The following is a 14,415-nucleotide window of genomic DNA, read 5'->3' on the forward strand; positions in this document are numbered from 1 at the left end:
GCCATGTCCTTACGCCATTTGCTGCTGTTACTGTTTGTGCTGCCCCTGCTGGCATGGGCGGCCCCACGCCCCAGTGAATGGGCGCAGCCGGTAGGCAATGGCAAGATCATCAACCTGTACCGCATTTCGCCCAGCATTTATCGCAGTGCGCAGCTGGATGGCCCTGATGTGGCCAGCCTGAAGAAACTGGGCATCCGGACGGTACTCAACCTGCGCCGCTTTCATTCAGACGAGTACCTGTTCAAGGGCACCTCGGTACAAATGGTGCGGGTGCCGATGAATGCCTGGCATATTGAAGACGAAGACGTGGTGGCGGCCCTGAAGGTGTTGCAGCAAGCCTCTCCGGCGGCACCAGTGCTGATCCATTGCCAGCACGGTGCCGACCGCACCGGCGTGGTGTCGGCCATGTATCGCATCGTCGTGCAAGGCTGGGACAAGCAGGCGGCCATCGACGAAATGATCAATGGTGGCTATGGCTTCCATCCGGTGTGGGACAATATCCGCAGCTATATCCAGCAGGTCGATGTGGCGCGCATCAAGGCGGCCGTCAGCCGCTGAGGGTCCACCCCTTACCCGCCGCGCGAAAAAAGTAAGGCGGACCGATTGTCAGGACCCTTTTTCCCGGCTATGCTTATTAGAGAATTGTGGTTCATTATTGTGAAACTTACCAAATCAAGCGCTTGCTTGATTTTTTGAGACGCAAATAGTTGAACCTGATCAAACACTTGTTTGAAACCCAACTATACTTGAAGCATGCCAGGGTCCGCCCCGTGTCCGGAGACGGTCCCCTACAGATGACGGGAGCACTCAGATGGCCAACTATAAAGCGCCGATGCGCGACATGAAGTTTGTACTGTTCGAACTGCTGCAAGCGGACCAGAAAATGGCCACGCTGCCGGGGCTGGAAGAAGCCACCGCCGATGTGTTCGAGCAGTATCTGGAAGCCGCCGCCCAGTTCTGCGAAAGCGAGCTGGCCCCGCTTAATCGTGCCGCTGACGAAGAGGGCTGCACTTACGATGCGGCCAGCCACAGCGTCAAGACCCCGGCCGGCTTCAAGGAAGCTTACAAGCAATTCTGCGAGCTGGGCTTCACCAGCATCGATTGCGACCCGGACTACGGTGGCCAGGGCATGCCGAAGACGCTGTCCTTCCCGATGATGGAAATGATGAATTCGGCCAACGTGGCCTGGGCCATGTATCCGGGCCTGTCCCACGGTGCCTACAGCGCCATCCACGCCCACGGTACCGACGAGCAGAAAGCCCAGTACCTGCCGAAGCTGGTGGACGGCAGCTGGACCGGCACCATGTGCCTGACCGAACCGCACTGCGGTACCGACCTCGGCCTGCTGAAGACCAAGGCCGAGCCGAATGCCGACGGCAGCTACAGCATCACCGGCACCAAGATCTTCATCTCGGCCGGTGAGCACGACATGTCGGACAACATCATCCACTTGGTGCTGGCCCGCCTGCCAGATTCGCCGAAAGACATCAAGGGCATCTCCCTGTTCATCGTGCCGAAGTTCATGCCGAACGCGGATGGCAGCGTGGGTGAGCGCAACAGCGTGTACTGTGGCGCCATCGAACACAAGATGGGCATCAAGGCCAATGCCACCGCCGTGATCAACCTGGACGGTGCCAAAGGCTATTTGATTGGTGAAGTGAACAAGGGCATGTCCTGCATGTTCACCATGATGAATGCCGCGCGTCTCGGCTGCGGCATGCAAGGTCTGGCCATTGGTGAGGCCTCCTTCCAGAACGCGCTGACCTACGCCAAGGAGCGCCTGCAAATGCGCGCACTCGGCGGTGCCCAAGCCCCGGAAAAAGCCGCGGATCCGATCATTGTGCATCCGGACGTGCGCCGCATGCTGCTGACCGGCAAGGCCTACACCGAAGCAGGCCGAGCCTTCTCCACCTGGCTGGCCATGCTGCTGGATGTGGAAGAGCGCGCCACCAACGAAGAAGAGCGCAAGGATGCTGCCGATCTGGTGGCGCTGCTGACCCCGATCGCCAAAGCCTTCATGACCGACAACGGCTACATCGCCGCCAATATGGGCATGCAGGTCTTCGGTGGTCACGGCTTCATCCGTGAATGGGGCATGGAGCAGTACGTACGTGACTGCCGTATCTCGCAGATTTACGAAGGCACTAATGGCATCCAGGCGCTGGACCTGCTGGGCCGCAAGATTCTGCTGGACCAAGGCCAGAAGCTGCGCAAGTTCACCAAGATGGTGCACAAGTTCTGCGAAGCCGAAGCCGGTAACGCCGAGCTGGTTGAATTCATCGCTCCAGTCGCCAAGCTGAACAAAGAGCTGGGTGACATCACCATGGCCATTGGCATGCAGGCGATGCAGAACCAGCAGGAAGTCGGCGCGGCCTCGGTCGACTACCTGCGCCTGCTTGGCCATCTGGTCTATGGCTACTTCTGGGCACGCATGGTCAAGCTGGCGCTGGCACAGCAAAATGGCAATGAAGCCGACTTCTACAAAGCCAAGATCAGCACCGCCCACTTCTACTTTGCCCGCCTGTTCCCGGAGGTGGAAGCCCTCAAGCTACAACTGAAGGCCGGAGCCCAAAGCATGCTGGCGCTGGACGCCGAACACTTCGGCTTCTACTGAGCCCGCTAAACTGCCAGACCACGCCCACCAAATGGTGGGCGTTTTTGTTACAGCCATGCGACAGCAGTTGGCCCGTTTGAACGCTTCGCGTAACATCATGGCTTTGTCATGAAGAGGACGGGCCATGCGCCGCCTGCTTGCCGTACTGCTATGCCTGCCCCTGCTGGCCGCTGCCAGCAGCAACCTGAAAGATACCGCCACACTGACGGCCGCTTGCCGTGGACTGCCCAAACAGGCCAGCCAGCTGCGCGACAATGATCAGCGCCAGCGCTATGTGATTTGTCGTGACATCGCCGTGCTGCAGCATGCCGGCAAGGTGGTTTATGGCGACCTCAAGCGCCTTGAGCGCCTGTATAACGAACACCAGTACGAAGCCCTGGAGCGCATCATCCGGCAAGAGCTGACCTATGTGCTGCGTGAGCTGAAAACGCAATCTGCAGTCATGCAATCGCTCAAGTTGCAACCGGGCGAAGGGGTCTGGGTGCAGCCCGGCCGCTGGGCATTTGATGTGGATGGCGATGGTCAGATCGAGGTGTGGGAGCGCCACCTGCTGGCAATTCCCAAACGGGGCCACCAGACTCCGTTGCTGGCTGCGCCCAGCAATGATGAAGCCTATTACCAGGCTGAGCACAATCTGGATGCCCGCTTCCAGGTCGATCAGTCTGACGTGCAGTGGGCGCTGGCCTATCACCAGTTCGCCCAAGGCGTGCTGGAACTGGTACTGTCCTACGACATCCACTGGGATGCCCCATTTGAACGCATCCTGGAGCTGAAGTCACCGCAAGGGGTTGCCCGCGCGCACCAGCAGGTGCTGGCTGGCCTCAAGACCTCCGACGCGCTGCGTACGTCCCTGCTGGCGGAAACCGATGATGCGGCTGAGTGGATTCCGAACCCAAAGCAGAAGCAAACGGTGTTTCCGCTGCCCATGGACGAGCAGACTTTCCAGACCTGGAAAACCCTGTTTGACCATGTGATTCCGGCCTGGTCGGGCCAAACCCTGCTGATCGCAACGGAACAGGACGATGGCCTGCTGGCCGCGCTGGCCGAATTCTGCCCCACCAGCCAGGGCATTGATATCGCAGCGGTCTTCCACAAGCCAGTCCGCTATCCCTTCGCGCTGGAAAAACAGGCAGCGCAGCAGGCACTGAGTCGTCAGGTGTGCCGGGCGGTGGACAGCAAACACCCGGCATCCCAACTGTTTGCTTTCCTGACCGAGTACGTCGCACAGCAGGACAAGAATCCGAACGTGCCCAGCATGGCCTTCCTGCGCCATCTGTACTGGGTGAATTAAGCCACGCGCCCCGGTTGCTTGACGACCGGGGCGGCTTTACGCAGTCACCAACCGCCAATCCACCGCTTCGCCCGCGCGCAGCGGGATCAGTACATCTCCGTCATAGGGCAGGCTATCCGGCACCGTCCAGCGCTCCTTGCGCAGCGTAATCTGCTCCTGATTGCGCGGCAGCTGATAGAAGTCCGGGCCATTGAAGCTGGCAAACGCTTCCAGCTGGTCTAGCGCCCCCACCGACTCAAACGCCTCAGCGTACAGTTCGATGGCGCTGAGCGCGGTATACATGCCGGCACAGCCGCAGGCATGCTCCTTGGCACCCTTGGCGTGTGGCGCACTGTCGGTACCCAGGAAGAACTTGCGGCTACCCGAGGTCGCAGCCGCCAGCAAGGCTTCGCGGTGACGCTCACGCTTGAGCACCGGCAGGCAGTAATGATGCGGCCGGATACCGCCGGTAAACAGCGCGTTGCGGTTCATCAACAAATGGTGAGCGGTCAAAGTGGCGGCGACGTTGTCCGGCGCCTGCTGCACAAACTGTGCGGCGTCTGCCGTGGTGATGTGCTCGAACACCACCCGCAGCCGCGGGAAGCGCTGCAGCAAGGGCTGCATCACCCGGTCAATAAATACGGCCTCCCGATCAAACACGTCCACCGTCGGATCGGTCACTTCGCCATGCACCAGCAAGGGCATACCCAGCCGTTCCATCTCAGACAGCGTATCGGCACACCGCCCCAGCAAGTCGGTCACCCCGGCATCCGAGTTGGTGGTGGCACCCGCCGGATACAGCTTCACCGCTTGCACCACCCCGCTTTGCCGGGCGCGGGCGATTTCCTCCGCTGGCGTCTTGTCGGTCAGGTAGAGCACCATCAGCGGGTCAAAGCTAGAACCCGCAGGCAGCGCGGCCAGGATGCGCTCACGGTAGGCCAGTGCCTGGGCAGTGGTGGTGACCGGCGGCTTCAGATTGGGCATGACGATGGCGCGGGCAAACTGCCGCGCCGTGTGCGGCAGTACAGCGGCCAATGCGGCACCATCACGCAGGTGCAGATGCCAATCATCGGGGCGGGTCAGGGTAAGTTCCATGTCAGGTCCTGTGGCGGTGGCTGGGAGCCAGGCCCAGCCGCTGGTTAAGGGCAGCAATCCGTTCGGCATCGCCTATCAGGATCAGTGTATCAAGTGCGTCAAGTACCGTGGAGGGGGGCGGATTGAAGATATGCTGGGACTGCTGGCCGGTACGCAAAGCTACCAGCGACACCCCCTCCTCATGCCCCAGCCCCAGCGCTTGCAGGCTTTGTCCGGCAACAGGCGAACCCTGCGGGATCAGCAGCTCTTCCACCCGCACCGTCTGATTGTCCGACCCCAGCACCATGTCGAGAAAGGTCACCACATTCGGGCGCACCATCTCGGATACCATGCGCAAGCCGCCGATGAAATTGGGCATCACCACGCTGTCTGCCCCCACCTGCTTGAGCTTCTTCAAGGAGCTCTCTTCGACGGCCTTGGCGATGATGCGCAGCGCCGGATTCAACCCTCGGGCGGTCAGCACCACGAACAGGTTATCTGCATCGTGATGCAGGGTGGCAATCAGGCCGTGTGCCCGCTCGATACCGGCCTCCTGCAGCAAAGCCTCACTGGTGGCATCGCCCAGCAGACAAGGCACCTGCTGCTGTTGCAGGGCCTCCAGTTTGGCGGGGTCCATGTCGATCACCACAAAGGGGCGCTGCGCCCGGCGCAGCTCATCTACTGCGTATTGCCCGGTCTGGCTGTAGCCACACAGGATGATGTGGCCGGACATGCCAGCCAGGGTACGTTGCAGGGTCATATGCTTCAAAGCCTTGCGAATGTCGCCGTCCAGCAGCGAGGTAATGAAACCGGACACGGTGTACAGCATCAGCCCGGAGCCAAACACAATCAGCAGGATGGTAAACCAGCGGCCGGCATCCGACAGCGGATGGGTCTCACCGTAGCCAATGGTGGCCAGTGTGATGACGGTCATGTACAGACTGTCAAACCAGGACCAGTCTTCCAGCAGGTGATAACCCATCATGCCGGTCAGTAACAAGCCCAGCAGCAGGCCATGAAACCAGAAAATCTTGCGGTAGAGCGGATGGTGCATTAGCCGGTGGGACCACCACCAAACCCCGGATAACCACCTCATCGTCCCTGTTCTCATGCGTTCATCCTAAAGTTAACGACGCGTGCGTCGATAAACCTTACAAGCCGTCCACCCATTGCACATGCCATCATGCACCTCCTGCCCCTGCCTGCCACCCTCGCGCCGCGAGCGGAACGTCATACCGAGCCCGTGCGCACGGTACAAGACCCCTACGCAAGTGCGATCCCGGTGTATCATGCGCAGGACAATCGGCACAACAGCAAAGACCGCCGTCGCAGTGAGCGCCGCCGCCGGGATGAGGCGGTAGCACAGGAGCAACGCTCGGGATTTGAACGCCGCACCGGGAAACTCACCTCGACCTGGCTGATCAAAGCCTGAGACACGCCCTCTTACATTTGAATGGTAAAGCATATGCGACACCACACGTTGACCGCCGTCATGGTTACCGTCTTGTCCGCGGGTTGGGTATGGGCCAGCCCGGTCGATGACGAGGTCACCCATGCCCAATACTGGCGTGAGCAAAAGAACAGCGAATGGCAAGCCGCCAACGCCAAGCAGCAGGACGCCGCCCGCCAGTACCAGCAGGCCCAGCAAAAACTGCAGGAAGCGCAGAAGGCGGCTGAGGCCGCCAAGCTGGAGCTGGACAAGCAAAGTCAGGCCTTGAAAAAAGCGACCGACGCACTGGCACAGGCCGATAGTCGGCTGGACAAGGCCTGGGCAGCGGCGGATGCTGAACGCAAGAAAAAGCCACAATGAGTGGCTGGCTGGGCCGGGTCCTGTTCATCGTATTGCTGGGAATGGGCTTCAGCCTCGCTTACCGCATGCTGTTTGCACCCGGCACCCGAGCCAGCCTGGACAGGCTGGCCTGGCAGCTGGCCCTGCTCTTGCTCGGCAGCAGCGTACTGTGGCTGCTCTGGCATTAACCCTTCGGCTGCAAGACCCGTTCCTGCAATTGTCGAATCTCGCCCTGGCTGGTCATTTGCCGTAATACCTGCGACAGTTGCCGGATCAGTGCGGGTCGCCACGGGTATTGCTGGGCATTGACCTTGCTGAAGCCAATGAAGGCCTGCTGCCGGTCCAGCACCAGCGTGGGTCGCAGGTCAGCCGGTATGCGAGCCAACCGGCTGCTGTCTCGCTTGGCCTGTCGCCACGCCCATTCCACGCTGAGGCGGTCATTGGCATAGCAATCCACCGCCCCGACCTTGAGCGCGGCCAATCCTTCCATGGCATCACGGAACTCCACCCGCAGGACCGCCCCGTCCTGAAACGGCTGGTTCAGGCTGCGACTCATCAGAAAGCCTTGGTTGACGCCTATCTGCAGCCCCCGAAAATCGAGTGGCCAGCGCGGCGAGCCTGGCAGGGGCAAACCCTGGCGACAGTACAGGGCCACATCCTCCTCCCCCAGCGGCCCCACATAGGGGTCGATATAGGGTCGCTCCTGTGGCCAGCGGTAGGGAGGGATCAACGCCAGCGCAGACCCTTGCTGCAGCATGGCAAGACCGCGCGCCCACGCTACGGGCCTCAACTGCAAGCGATAGTCCGGCAAGCGCCTGAATGCAGCCTGCAGAATGTGATTGTATAAACCCGCCGGTTGGCCATGATCCTGATAGGAATACGGCGGGTAGTTCTCGTCGTAATAGATGATGACCACTTGCGGTGCCGCCATCAGCGGCGTGATCAGCACCAGCCAGCCACACAAGAGCAATAAATAGCGCATTCAACAATCCCCCGATCTTTCAGTCTGGCACATCGGCCCGCCCCGTCAAGCCAGACTGGCGCTTGTGGCAGATCAAGTCGGGCCGCAATACGCCAGCAAGCACACCGACCCTCCCTTATACTGCCATCATGCCTGTATGCGGGAGTGATGATGATGTCCGTCTGGAAACCGGTTGCCGCCCTGCCCCAACATGTCCCGTTGGCGATCAGCCAGCGTGGCGACTGGGTCGAGTGTGTGCACTATGGCTCGATAGCTGTGTGTGATGCCTCGGGTCATCTGCTGTATCGCGCCGGCGATGTGGACACACCGCAGTTCACCCGTTCCACCCTCAAGCCCTTCCAGGCCCTGCCCCTGCTGAACTCCGGTGGGGTGGAGCATTTTGGTCTGACCGCCCGGCAACTGGCCCTGCTGTGCGCCAGCCACTCCGGTGAGCCGATGCATGTTGAAGCCGTCAGCGCCATGCTGGCACAGGTTGGCGGGCAGGTCTCGCAACTGCAGTGCGGGTGTCAGGTGCCTTTGTTTTATACCGATCATGCCTTGCCAGCAGATGCAACATTTACGCCTCTTCACCACAACTGCTCAGGCAAGCACACCGGCTTTCTTGCCTACTGCCAGTTGCATGGGCACGACCCCAGCAACCACCTCTCACCCCGCCACCCGTTGCAGCAGGCCATACGCGAAGCGGTGGCGCAAACCTGTCAGGTCAACCCGGCTGACATGCCGATGGGGATCGATGGCTGCAGCGCCCCCAATTACGCGCTGCCCTTGCGCGCCTTGGCCACCGGCTATGCCCGGCTGGCCGCAGGTGTCGTGCCCGGGATGGCGGGTGCACCTTTGCAGCCCTTGTACCAGGCGATGCAGACCCACCCTGATATGGTATCGGGTAGCGGTCGCTTTGATCTGGCGTTGACCCGACAGGGTGAGGGGCGCTGGGTGGCTAAAGGGGGCGCGGATGGGGTGCAGGCCATCGCGGTGCAGCACGCAGGCTATGGCATTGCCATCAAGATTGCCGATGGCAATGCACGTGCCCTGCACACCGTTACCCTGACCTTGCTGCAGCAACTGGGGCTGCTTGATCACCCGGAACGCACGGCCTTGGCCGCCTGGCATCAGCCGCCATTACACAATGCAGCAGGGCTAACCGTCGGCGGCATGGTGGCCCGCATTGAGCTGGCGGAACACCGCCGGCCATAGACAACCCTGCCAATACTCAGGGGCAGGGCTGAACCTGCAAGCGACTACCCGGCCACTCAGCGGACAGCGCCTTCAGGCTGTCACGCCCGGCCTCATCCAGCTTGGTAAACAGCAGGGTCCAGCGCTTGATCACCGGATCGCGCGGTCGCACCTGGGCCGACTTCACCCCCTGATTCTTCAAGGCCTCCAGGTGGTGATCTGCAGCTTCCTTGCTGGAGAAAATTCCGAGCGAAATGGCACTGTCCCACCGCCCTTTGTCTTCGATCACGCTCAGATCCGTCACACCCAATGAGCGTAGCTGCTCGACTTTTTTCTCAACCAGCGTCTTGTCGCCCAAGGGCGGGATATACACCCAGTACTTCTCGGCAAACGGTTCGGAACGCGCCGATACAGGCTGCAGACGGGCAGCCTGCAATCGTGGCCGCAAGCTGCGCCAGCCCGCATCATCCAGCTGGGTCCATTGCATGCAGACCTGTTGTGGCACGGCGATGCTGGCGGGCGGCTCCGCCACCGCCACCTCACTGGCCGGAAGCTCCGAGGCGGGGCTTTGCACCGAAGCAGGTTCCGCCTGACTGGCCGGGATCCCCTCCGGCTTGAGCAAGGTGACGTGGGACGCAGCCAGCTCGGCATGCGGTGGTTCAGGCTGCTCGGCCTGATAACCCCAGCGACTCCAGGCATAGAAACCGGCATTGGCCAGCAACAGTAGCAACAGTAGTTTCTTCATGAGGAGGATTGTCTGTCCTGCAAGGGGATTTCGGCAAGGGGCTGTCCGCGATCGGCCTGCAACAGGCTTAGAAGCCCTTCCAGCACCAGCCCGTCAACCTGTCTGACCTGCAGCGTCAGCAACGGCGCCAGCAGGCTGGCATCGCCACCGGACAGCAGACAGACCGGCGTCTGCCCGCGCTGCTGCATCAGGCGCGCTTGCTGTTGCACCGCACCGGCCATCGCCTGCAGTGCCCCGCTATACAGCGCATCACCCGTTGTCTGGGGAAAGGCCACGTATTGCCCGGGGCGACGCGCCAGCCGTGCGGTACCCCCTGCCAGCGCCTCCAGTATCAGTTGCAGTCCCGGTGCAATCACCCCGCCCAGGAATTGCCCGGCTGCTGTCAGGGCATCTATCGTCAGCGCCGTGCCAGCGCTCACCACCAGCGCATCACCCGCGTGTAGCCGACGCGCCGCCAGCAAGGACAGCCAGCGATCCGGCCCCAGCTGTGTCGGGTCCAGATAGCCATTATGTACTCCAGCGGCATCCGCCTGCGGCACCACCCAATGAATGGGCACCTCCGGCCAGCAGGCCCGGCAGGCTTGCTCCACCAGTGCGCGTTGCTGCGCGCCGGTGACACAGCTCCCCCAAATCTCGAGCGGCGCGGGGTCCGCCCGCCAAGGCGGCTGGGCCTGCAATGCGGCATAGTCGACCACCTGGGCCGGCTGCAAGTGCTGCCGTTCATGGCACCAGGCCCACTTCAGGCGGGTATTGCCACCATCCAGCAGCAAGTGACGCACACCGTTCATGTCCGGTCTTTCGCTGCGCGCAAGGACACCTCACCGGCGGCCACCGGCCGCACCGTCACCCCGTCATGCAGCAGCAAGGCACCCGCCGCATCCACGCCCATGGCCACTCCGGCCAGACAGTGGTCATCGTGGTAGCACACCTGTACCGGCTGCCCTTGCCAGACGTGGTAATACTGCCATTCCTCGCGGAAAGCCGCGAAACCTGCATCCACAAACTGCGCCGACACCGCTTGCAACTCATCCAGCAGCAAGGCCAGCAAGGCATTGCGTGAAGGCAGGTGCGGCAGATGTGCGGCCAGATCGGTAGTACGCTGGTCGATCTGTTGCTGCAGGTTGTCGGGCAACCGCACGTTCATGCCGATGCCGACCACCGCCTGGATGGGCCCCAGCGCATCGCCCTGGGTTTCAATCAGGATGCCGGCCAGCTTGTGGCCATCCACCAGAATATCGTTTGGCCATTTCAGTTGCGCGGCCTGCAGGCCCAGGCGGTGCAGTACCCGCACCACCGCCACCCCTACCGCCAGACTGAGCCCGGACAGCTGGCTGATCCCACCGGGGAAACGCCACAGCACAGAAAAAGCCAGACTGCCTCCCAATGCAGCCTGCCAGCTGCGCCCGCGGCGTCCCCGCCCGGCGGTCTGGAACTCTGCCGTCAGGCACAGGCCATGCACGGCCTGCGCCGCCCGTGACAGCAGCTGGCTGTTGGTTGAATCCGCCACACTCAGCACTTCCAGCGGTGGTGCCCCCGCTTGCCGCATGGCCTGAATCTGTGAAGCGTCCAGCCAGTCCACCGGCTGGCTGAGGCGATAACCGCGCCCATGCACACTGTGCACTGGCACCCCCAGCTCGCGCGCCTGCTGCAGGGCCAGCGAAATCGAAGCACGCGATACGCCCAGCTGATCGGCGAGGGCTTCGCCGGAGCAGAACTGTTCGGTGCTGAGTGCTCGCAGCGTATCGAACACCAAGGGGCGCGGTGCGGCCAGTGTCATGCCTGCCCCGCCGCCTGCATGGCCTGCAGCATATCAAGCATCTCGCCTTCGATGCTGATGGCCTTCTGCAGGCGGGTATCCACCACCACAAAGGTCACCCGGGCACTGGCCAGCAATTGCCCGCTCTCCTGATGGTGAAACTGCTGCTCCAGCACGGCATTGCGGCTACCGATCTCCACCAGTCGGGTCGTGAGCGTCAGCACATCATGCATGTGGGCGGCACGCCGGTAATCAATATTGATGTTGACCACCACAAAGGCCAGCCCGCGCTCGGACCAGGCATTGAGATCGGTCATGCTGGAAAACAGCGCCCAGCGCCCGTCTTCCATAAACTCCAGGTAGCGGGCGTTGTTGACATGGCCATACACATCAATGTGGTAGCCGCGCACAGTCAGGGTGGTTTGCTGCATGTCTGCCTTCAGCTTCAGGGAAGCGTCTATTGTGACCGATCCATCGTTCTGCAACCAGATCAGGGCAACAAACGCAGCTGGGAAGCCTGGTGCGCCTCCACATCCCGGCTGGAAATCCACATGGGCCGGTATTGCTGGGTTGCAAAGAGTGCAGCCTGATCATGGTGGTGCTCATCCAGCAGGATGCCGCTTTGCCCGATCGGGTTGATACCTACGGCCGCCTCCGGCTCCGCCATGTCGATCAGCCGTCGGGTCGAGGGGCCGGACACCACCGGTGCCCCCCCGGTTTCCATCCGGGTGTACTGGTTGTCGATGGTGTCGCGCGCACCTGCCACCGGGAACGGTCCGACATTAAAGAAGGGGGCCAGTGCCGGTACTTTGCCCAAACCATGCTCATGAGTGAGGGTATGCACCTTGCCCCAGCGCCATTGCTGGATATCCGGCCCCAGTTGTGCAGTCAGGCCAGCCACCGTACGCTTCCAGCTATGCTGCAGTTGCTGGTCGCGGGTTTCCACAGCCGGTGTACGCAGATGATCCCACCAGGGTGACTGTGGATTGCGGCTGATGCCATACAGCGATTTATCGAGCAGGAACAGGCGGCGCCAGACCAGCAAATCCTCGGCGCTCAGCTTGTCGGCAAACAGGCTGTTGACCAGCTCCCCTTTCCAGCGGTCACACACGGTTGCCGCCAGGCTGTTGACCGGGTAATCACCTTGCCAGCGGCCGATCAGGCCCAGCAACTGCTGCTCGGTGGGGGGCAGGCGGGTGCCATCCAGCTGGTGCGTCCAGCTCTGGCACAGACTTGCCGCCACCGGGTTGCGCACATCAGTCTGGATACGCTGCAGGTCCTGCAAAGTCCAGGCCGCTTCACGCGGCGCCAGCAACTGACTCAGCCGCAGCGCGCGGTCCATCGCCGGATAATAGCCCGCCACCGTAATACCACCGGCACTCAGCGCAGCAGGATAGGGATGATTGGCCGAATAGATAATGCCGGAAGGCGGATTCACATAGCGCGGGTTCTGTGCAAAGGGCGCAAAGCCCAGTGGCTCTTGCTTGCCACTGCTGCCATCCAGTACCTGATGGCTGTTCACCCCCAGCGGACGCAAGGTCTGCCGTCCGATGGCCCACATGGCGATATTGCCATCCTCGTCGGCATAGCTCAGATTCAGGCCGGGCGACCAGTGCTGGCTGGCGGCCTGCTCCATCGACTTCAAATCCGTCGCATGACTGATGGCATAGAGGCTATCAAACGGGCGATTACGTGGATCCAGATAGGTCCAGTTCACGGCCACCGGCGGACTGTCCTTCATGGCAAGAAACAAACTATTGACCACCGGGCCGTGCAAGGCCAGTTGCACATGCAGGGTAACCGGTGCGGCATCGCGCACCACGATGGTTTCTACCCGCCCGCCCAGCTGCACCCAGCGCCCCCGCTCCTTCACACGGCCGGGTACGGCGGGATCCTGCGCCAGCTGGTAATAATCCACCTCGTCGTTTTCCCACATGGTGAGGCCCACGGCGTGATGGCCATTGTGCCCCAGCAGCGGAAACGGAATACCGGGCAAGAAATGTCCATACACTTGCCAATCTGGGGTGTGGATTTGGGCTTCATACCAGACCGCAGGCGCATGAAAGCCAATGTGTGGATCATTGGCAAACAAGGGCTTGCCACTGGCACTAAGCTTGCCCGCAATCAGCCAGCTATTGCTGCCTTGCAGTTGCGGTACCGGCAAGCTTTGGTTGATCTCGGTCACCAGTCGCGCCATGGCCACCGAGACAGAGGCCGCAGGCTGCGGTTCCGGTGCCGTCACCGGATCTGGCCGTACCGCGGGGGAAGCTGCGCTGGGCTTTAGCGGTGGTTTGGTGACCGGTGTGGTCTGGGCACCGGGCCAGTCATATACCAGCTCCTTCATATAGGCCGGACCCAGCCGTGCAGAAAGCTGGCTGACCATGGGGTCCTCCTGAAAGCCCTGGGAAAAACCGTAGGCCATCAGACCGGCAATACTGAGGCTGTCCACCACCGTAAACGGGGCAGGTTTGCTGCGGGTCAGCGCGTACTCCACCGGCAGCCGCTGCTCGCGGATATACTGGTTGATGCCCGCCACATAGGCCTGAGCCGCCTCACGCACCGGGCCACCCTGACGAATCAGCGCTTCGGCCTGCCGGGTGGCTGCAGCGCGGATACCCAGGGTGCGGAACAACTTGTCGGTTTTCAGCCCGGCTTCGCCCACCAGCTCCGCCAGCCTCCCCTGCGCGACACGGCGCATCAGGTCCATTTGCCACAAACGCTCTTGCGCATGCAGGTAACCCAATGCTCGCATGGCATCCGCTTCGTTGCTGGCGGTCAGGTGCGGGATGCCCCAGACATCAAACTGCACGTCGACCGGCTTTTGCAGGCCGGTCAGCACCCGCTCCCCTTCCCGTTGCGGTGCACGTCCCAACAACCACAACCAGCCACCTGCCACCGTCAGCAGCACCAGCAATACGCTGACCAGCAGGATACGACGCAACCAGACCATGACCACTCCGGAACTCTGTTCAAAGCTGCACGAAGGCTAGAGCAAAGCGCCAGACAGGACAA

15 protein-coding genes are annotated in these 14,415 nt (G+C 61.8%); 7 read left to right on the top strand and 8 right to left on the bottom strand.

Features of this window, described 5'->3' with window-relative positions; translation table 11 throughout:
* The first annotated feature begins 3 nt into the window (after positions 1-3).
* From ACE3O2_RS10360 to ACE3O2_RS10370, 3 genes are all read left to right on the top strand, one after another.
* Positions 4-558 carry a dual specificity protein phosphatase family protein gene (locus tag ACE3O2_RS10360; protein WP_168877977.1) on the top strand — a complete coding sequence of 185 codons (555 nt, stop codon included), beginning with the start codon at positions 4-6 and terminating at the stop codon, positions 556-558.
* Positions 559-811: 253 nt separating this feature from the next.
* Complete coding sequence (locus ACE3O2_RS10365; protein WP_374337220.1) at positions 812-2,614, top strand: acyl-CoA dehydrogenase C-terminal domain-containing protein; 1,803 nt, start codon at positions 812-814, stop codon at positions 2,612-2,614.
* A 124-nt stretch (positions 2,615-2,738) separates the two neighbouring features.
* On the top strand, positions 2,739-3,905 hold the full coding sequence (locus ACE3O2_RS10370; RefSeq protein WP_374337222.1) for a hypothetical protein: 1,167 nt from the start codon (positions 2,739-2,741) through the stop codon (positions 3,903-3,905).
* A gap of 36 nt (positions 3,906-3,941) precedes the next feature.
* Here the strand turns inward: ACE3O2_RS10370 and pyrC are convergent, their stop codons facing one another.
* Together pyrC and ACE3O2_RS10380 are read right to left on the bottom strand one after the other, a co-directional pair.
* On the bottom strand, positions 3,942-4,979 hold the full coding sequence (pyrC, locus tag ACE3O2_RS10375; protein ID WP_168877980.1) for a dihydroorotase: 1,038 nt from the start codon (positions 4,977-4,979) through the stop codon (positions 3,942-3,944).
* Between the two features lies 1 nt (position 4,980).
* Positions 4,981-6,054, bottom strand: a complete 1,074-nt coding sequence (locus tag ACE3O2_RS10380; protein ID WP_374337224.1) for a TrkA family potassium uptake protein — start codon at positions 6,052-6,054, stop codon at positions 4,981-4,983.
* Positions 6,055-6,141: 87 nt separating this feature from the next.
* On the opposite strand from ACE3O2_RS10380, the gene ACE3O2_RS10385 reads away from it, so the two are divergent.
* Genes ACE3O2_RS10385 through ACE3O2_RS10395 form a run of 3 tightly spaced genes read left to right on the top strand, consistent with a single transcriptional unit; the run spans position 6,142 to position 6,935 of the window.
* A complete protein-coding gene (locus tag ACE3O2_RS10385; protein WP_168877982.1) occupies positions 6,142-6,390 on the top strand; it encodes a hypothetical protein in 249 nt (82 codons plus the stop codon).
* A 60-nt stretch (positions 6,391-6,450) separates the two neighbouring features.
* Positions 6,451-6,768 (top strand): hypothetical protein, encoded by a 318-nt coding sequence (locus ACE3O2_RS10390; protein ID WP_374337226.1) that lies wholly within the window; start codon positions 6,451-6,453, stop codon positions 6,766-6,768.
* Positions 6,765-6,935, top strand: a complete 171-nt coding sequence (locus ACE3O2_RS10395) for a hypothetical protein (protein WP_168877984.1) — start codon at positions 6,765-6,767, stop codon at positions 6,933-6,935. The genes ACE3O2_RS10390 and ACE3O2_RS10395 overlap by 4 nt, the downstream gene beginning before the upstream one ends.
* On the opposite strand, the gene ACE3O2_RS10400 is transcribed toward ACE3O2_RS10395, so the two are convergent.
* Positions 6,932-7,729, bottom strand: coding sequence for a substrate-binding periplasmic protein (locus tag ACE3O2_RS10400; RefSeq protein ID WP_374337228.1), 798 nt, complete (start codon positions 7,727-7,729; stop codon positions 6,932-6,934). The two genes, ACE3O2_RS10395 and ACE3O2_RS10400, sit on opposite strands and share 4 nt — an antisense overlap.
* Before the next feature lie 147 nt (positions 7,730-7,876).
* Between ACE3O2_RS10400 and ACE3O2_RS10405 the strand changes: the two genes are divergently transcribed.
* Positions 7,877-8,923, top strand: a complete 1,047-nt coding sequence (locus ACE3O2_RS10405) for an asparaginase (protein WP_374337230.1) — start codon at positions 7,877-7,879, stop codon at positions 8,921-8,923.
* A 16-nt stretch (positions 8,924-8,939) separates the two neighbouring features.
* On the opposite strand, the gene ACE3O2_RS10410 is transcribed toward ACE3O2_RS10405, so the two are convergent.
* The 5 genes from ACE3O2_RS10410 to ACE3O2_RS10430 are packed head-to-tail and all read right to left on the bottom strand — an operon-like array spanning position 8,940 to position 14,353.
* On the bottom strand, positions 8,940-9,647 hold the full coding sequence (locus ACE3O2_RS10410) for an SPOR domain-containing protein (protein ID WP_374337233.1): 708 nt from the start codon (positions 9,645-9,647) through the stop codon (positions 8,940-8,942).
* Complete coding sequence (locus ACE3O2_RS10415) at positions 9,644-10,435, bottom strand: type III pantothenate kinase (RefSeq protein ID WP_374337235.1); 792 nt, start codon at positions 10,433-10,435, stop codon at positions 9,644-9,646. Before ACE3O2_RS10415 ends, ACE3O2_RS10410 begins: the two co-directional genes overlap by 4 nt.
* A complete protein-coding gene (locus ACE3O2_RS10420; RefSeq protein ID WP_374337237.1) occupies positions 10,432-11,424 on the bottom strand; it encodes a biotin--[acetyl-CoA-carboxylase] ligase in 993 nt (330 codons plus the stop codon). Before ACE3O2_RS10420 ends, ACE3O2_RS10415 begins: the two co-directional genes overlap by 4 nt.
* Positions 11,421-11,834: a thioesterase family protein gene (locus ACE3O2_RS10425; protein ID WP_168877989.1), complete on the bottom strand. Its 414-nt coding sequence runs from the start codon at positions 11,832-11,834 to the stop codon at positions 11,421-11,423. The genes ACE3O2_RS10420 and ACE3O2_RS10425 overlap by 4 nt, the downstream gene beginning before the upstream one ends.
* Positions 11,835-11,893: 59 nt before the next feature.
* Complete coding sequence (locus tag ACE3O2_RS10430; protein WP_374337239.1) at positions 11,894-14,353, bottom strand: penicillin acylase family protein; 2,460 nt, start codon at positions 14,351-14,353, stop codon at positions 11,894-11,896.
* Between the last annotated feature and the right edge of the window lie 62 nt (positions 14,354-14,415).

It is taken from the genome of Leeia sp. (assembly GCF_041909055.1).
GTDB classification, from domain to species: domain Bacteria; phylum Pseudomonadota; class Gammaproteobacteria; order Burkholderiales; family Leeiaceae; genus Leeia; species Leeia aquatica.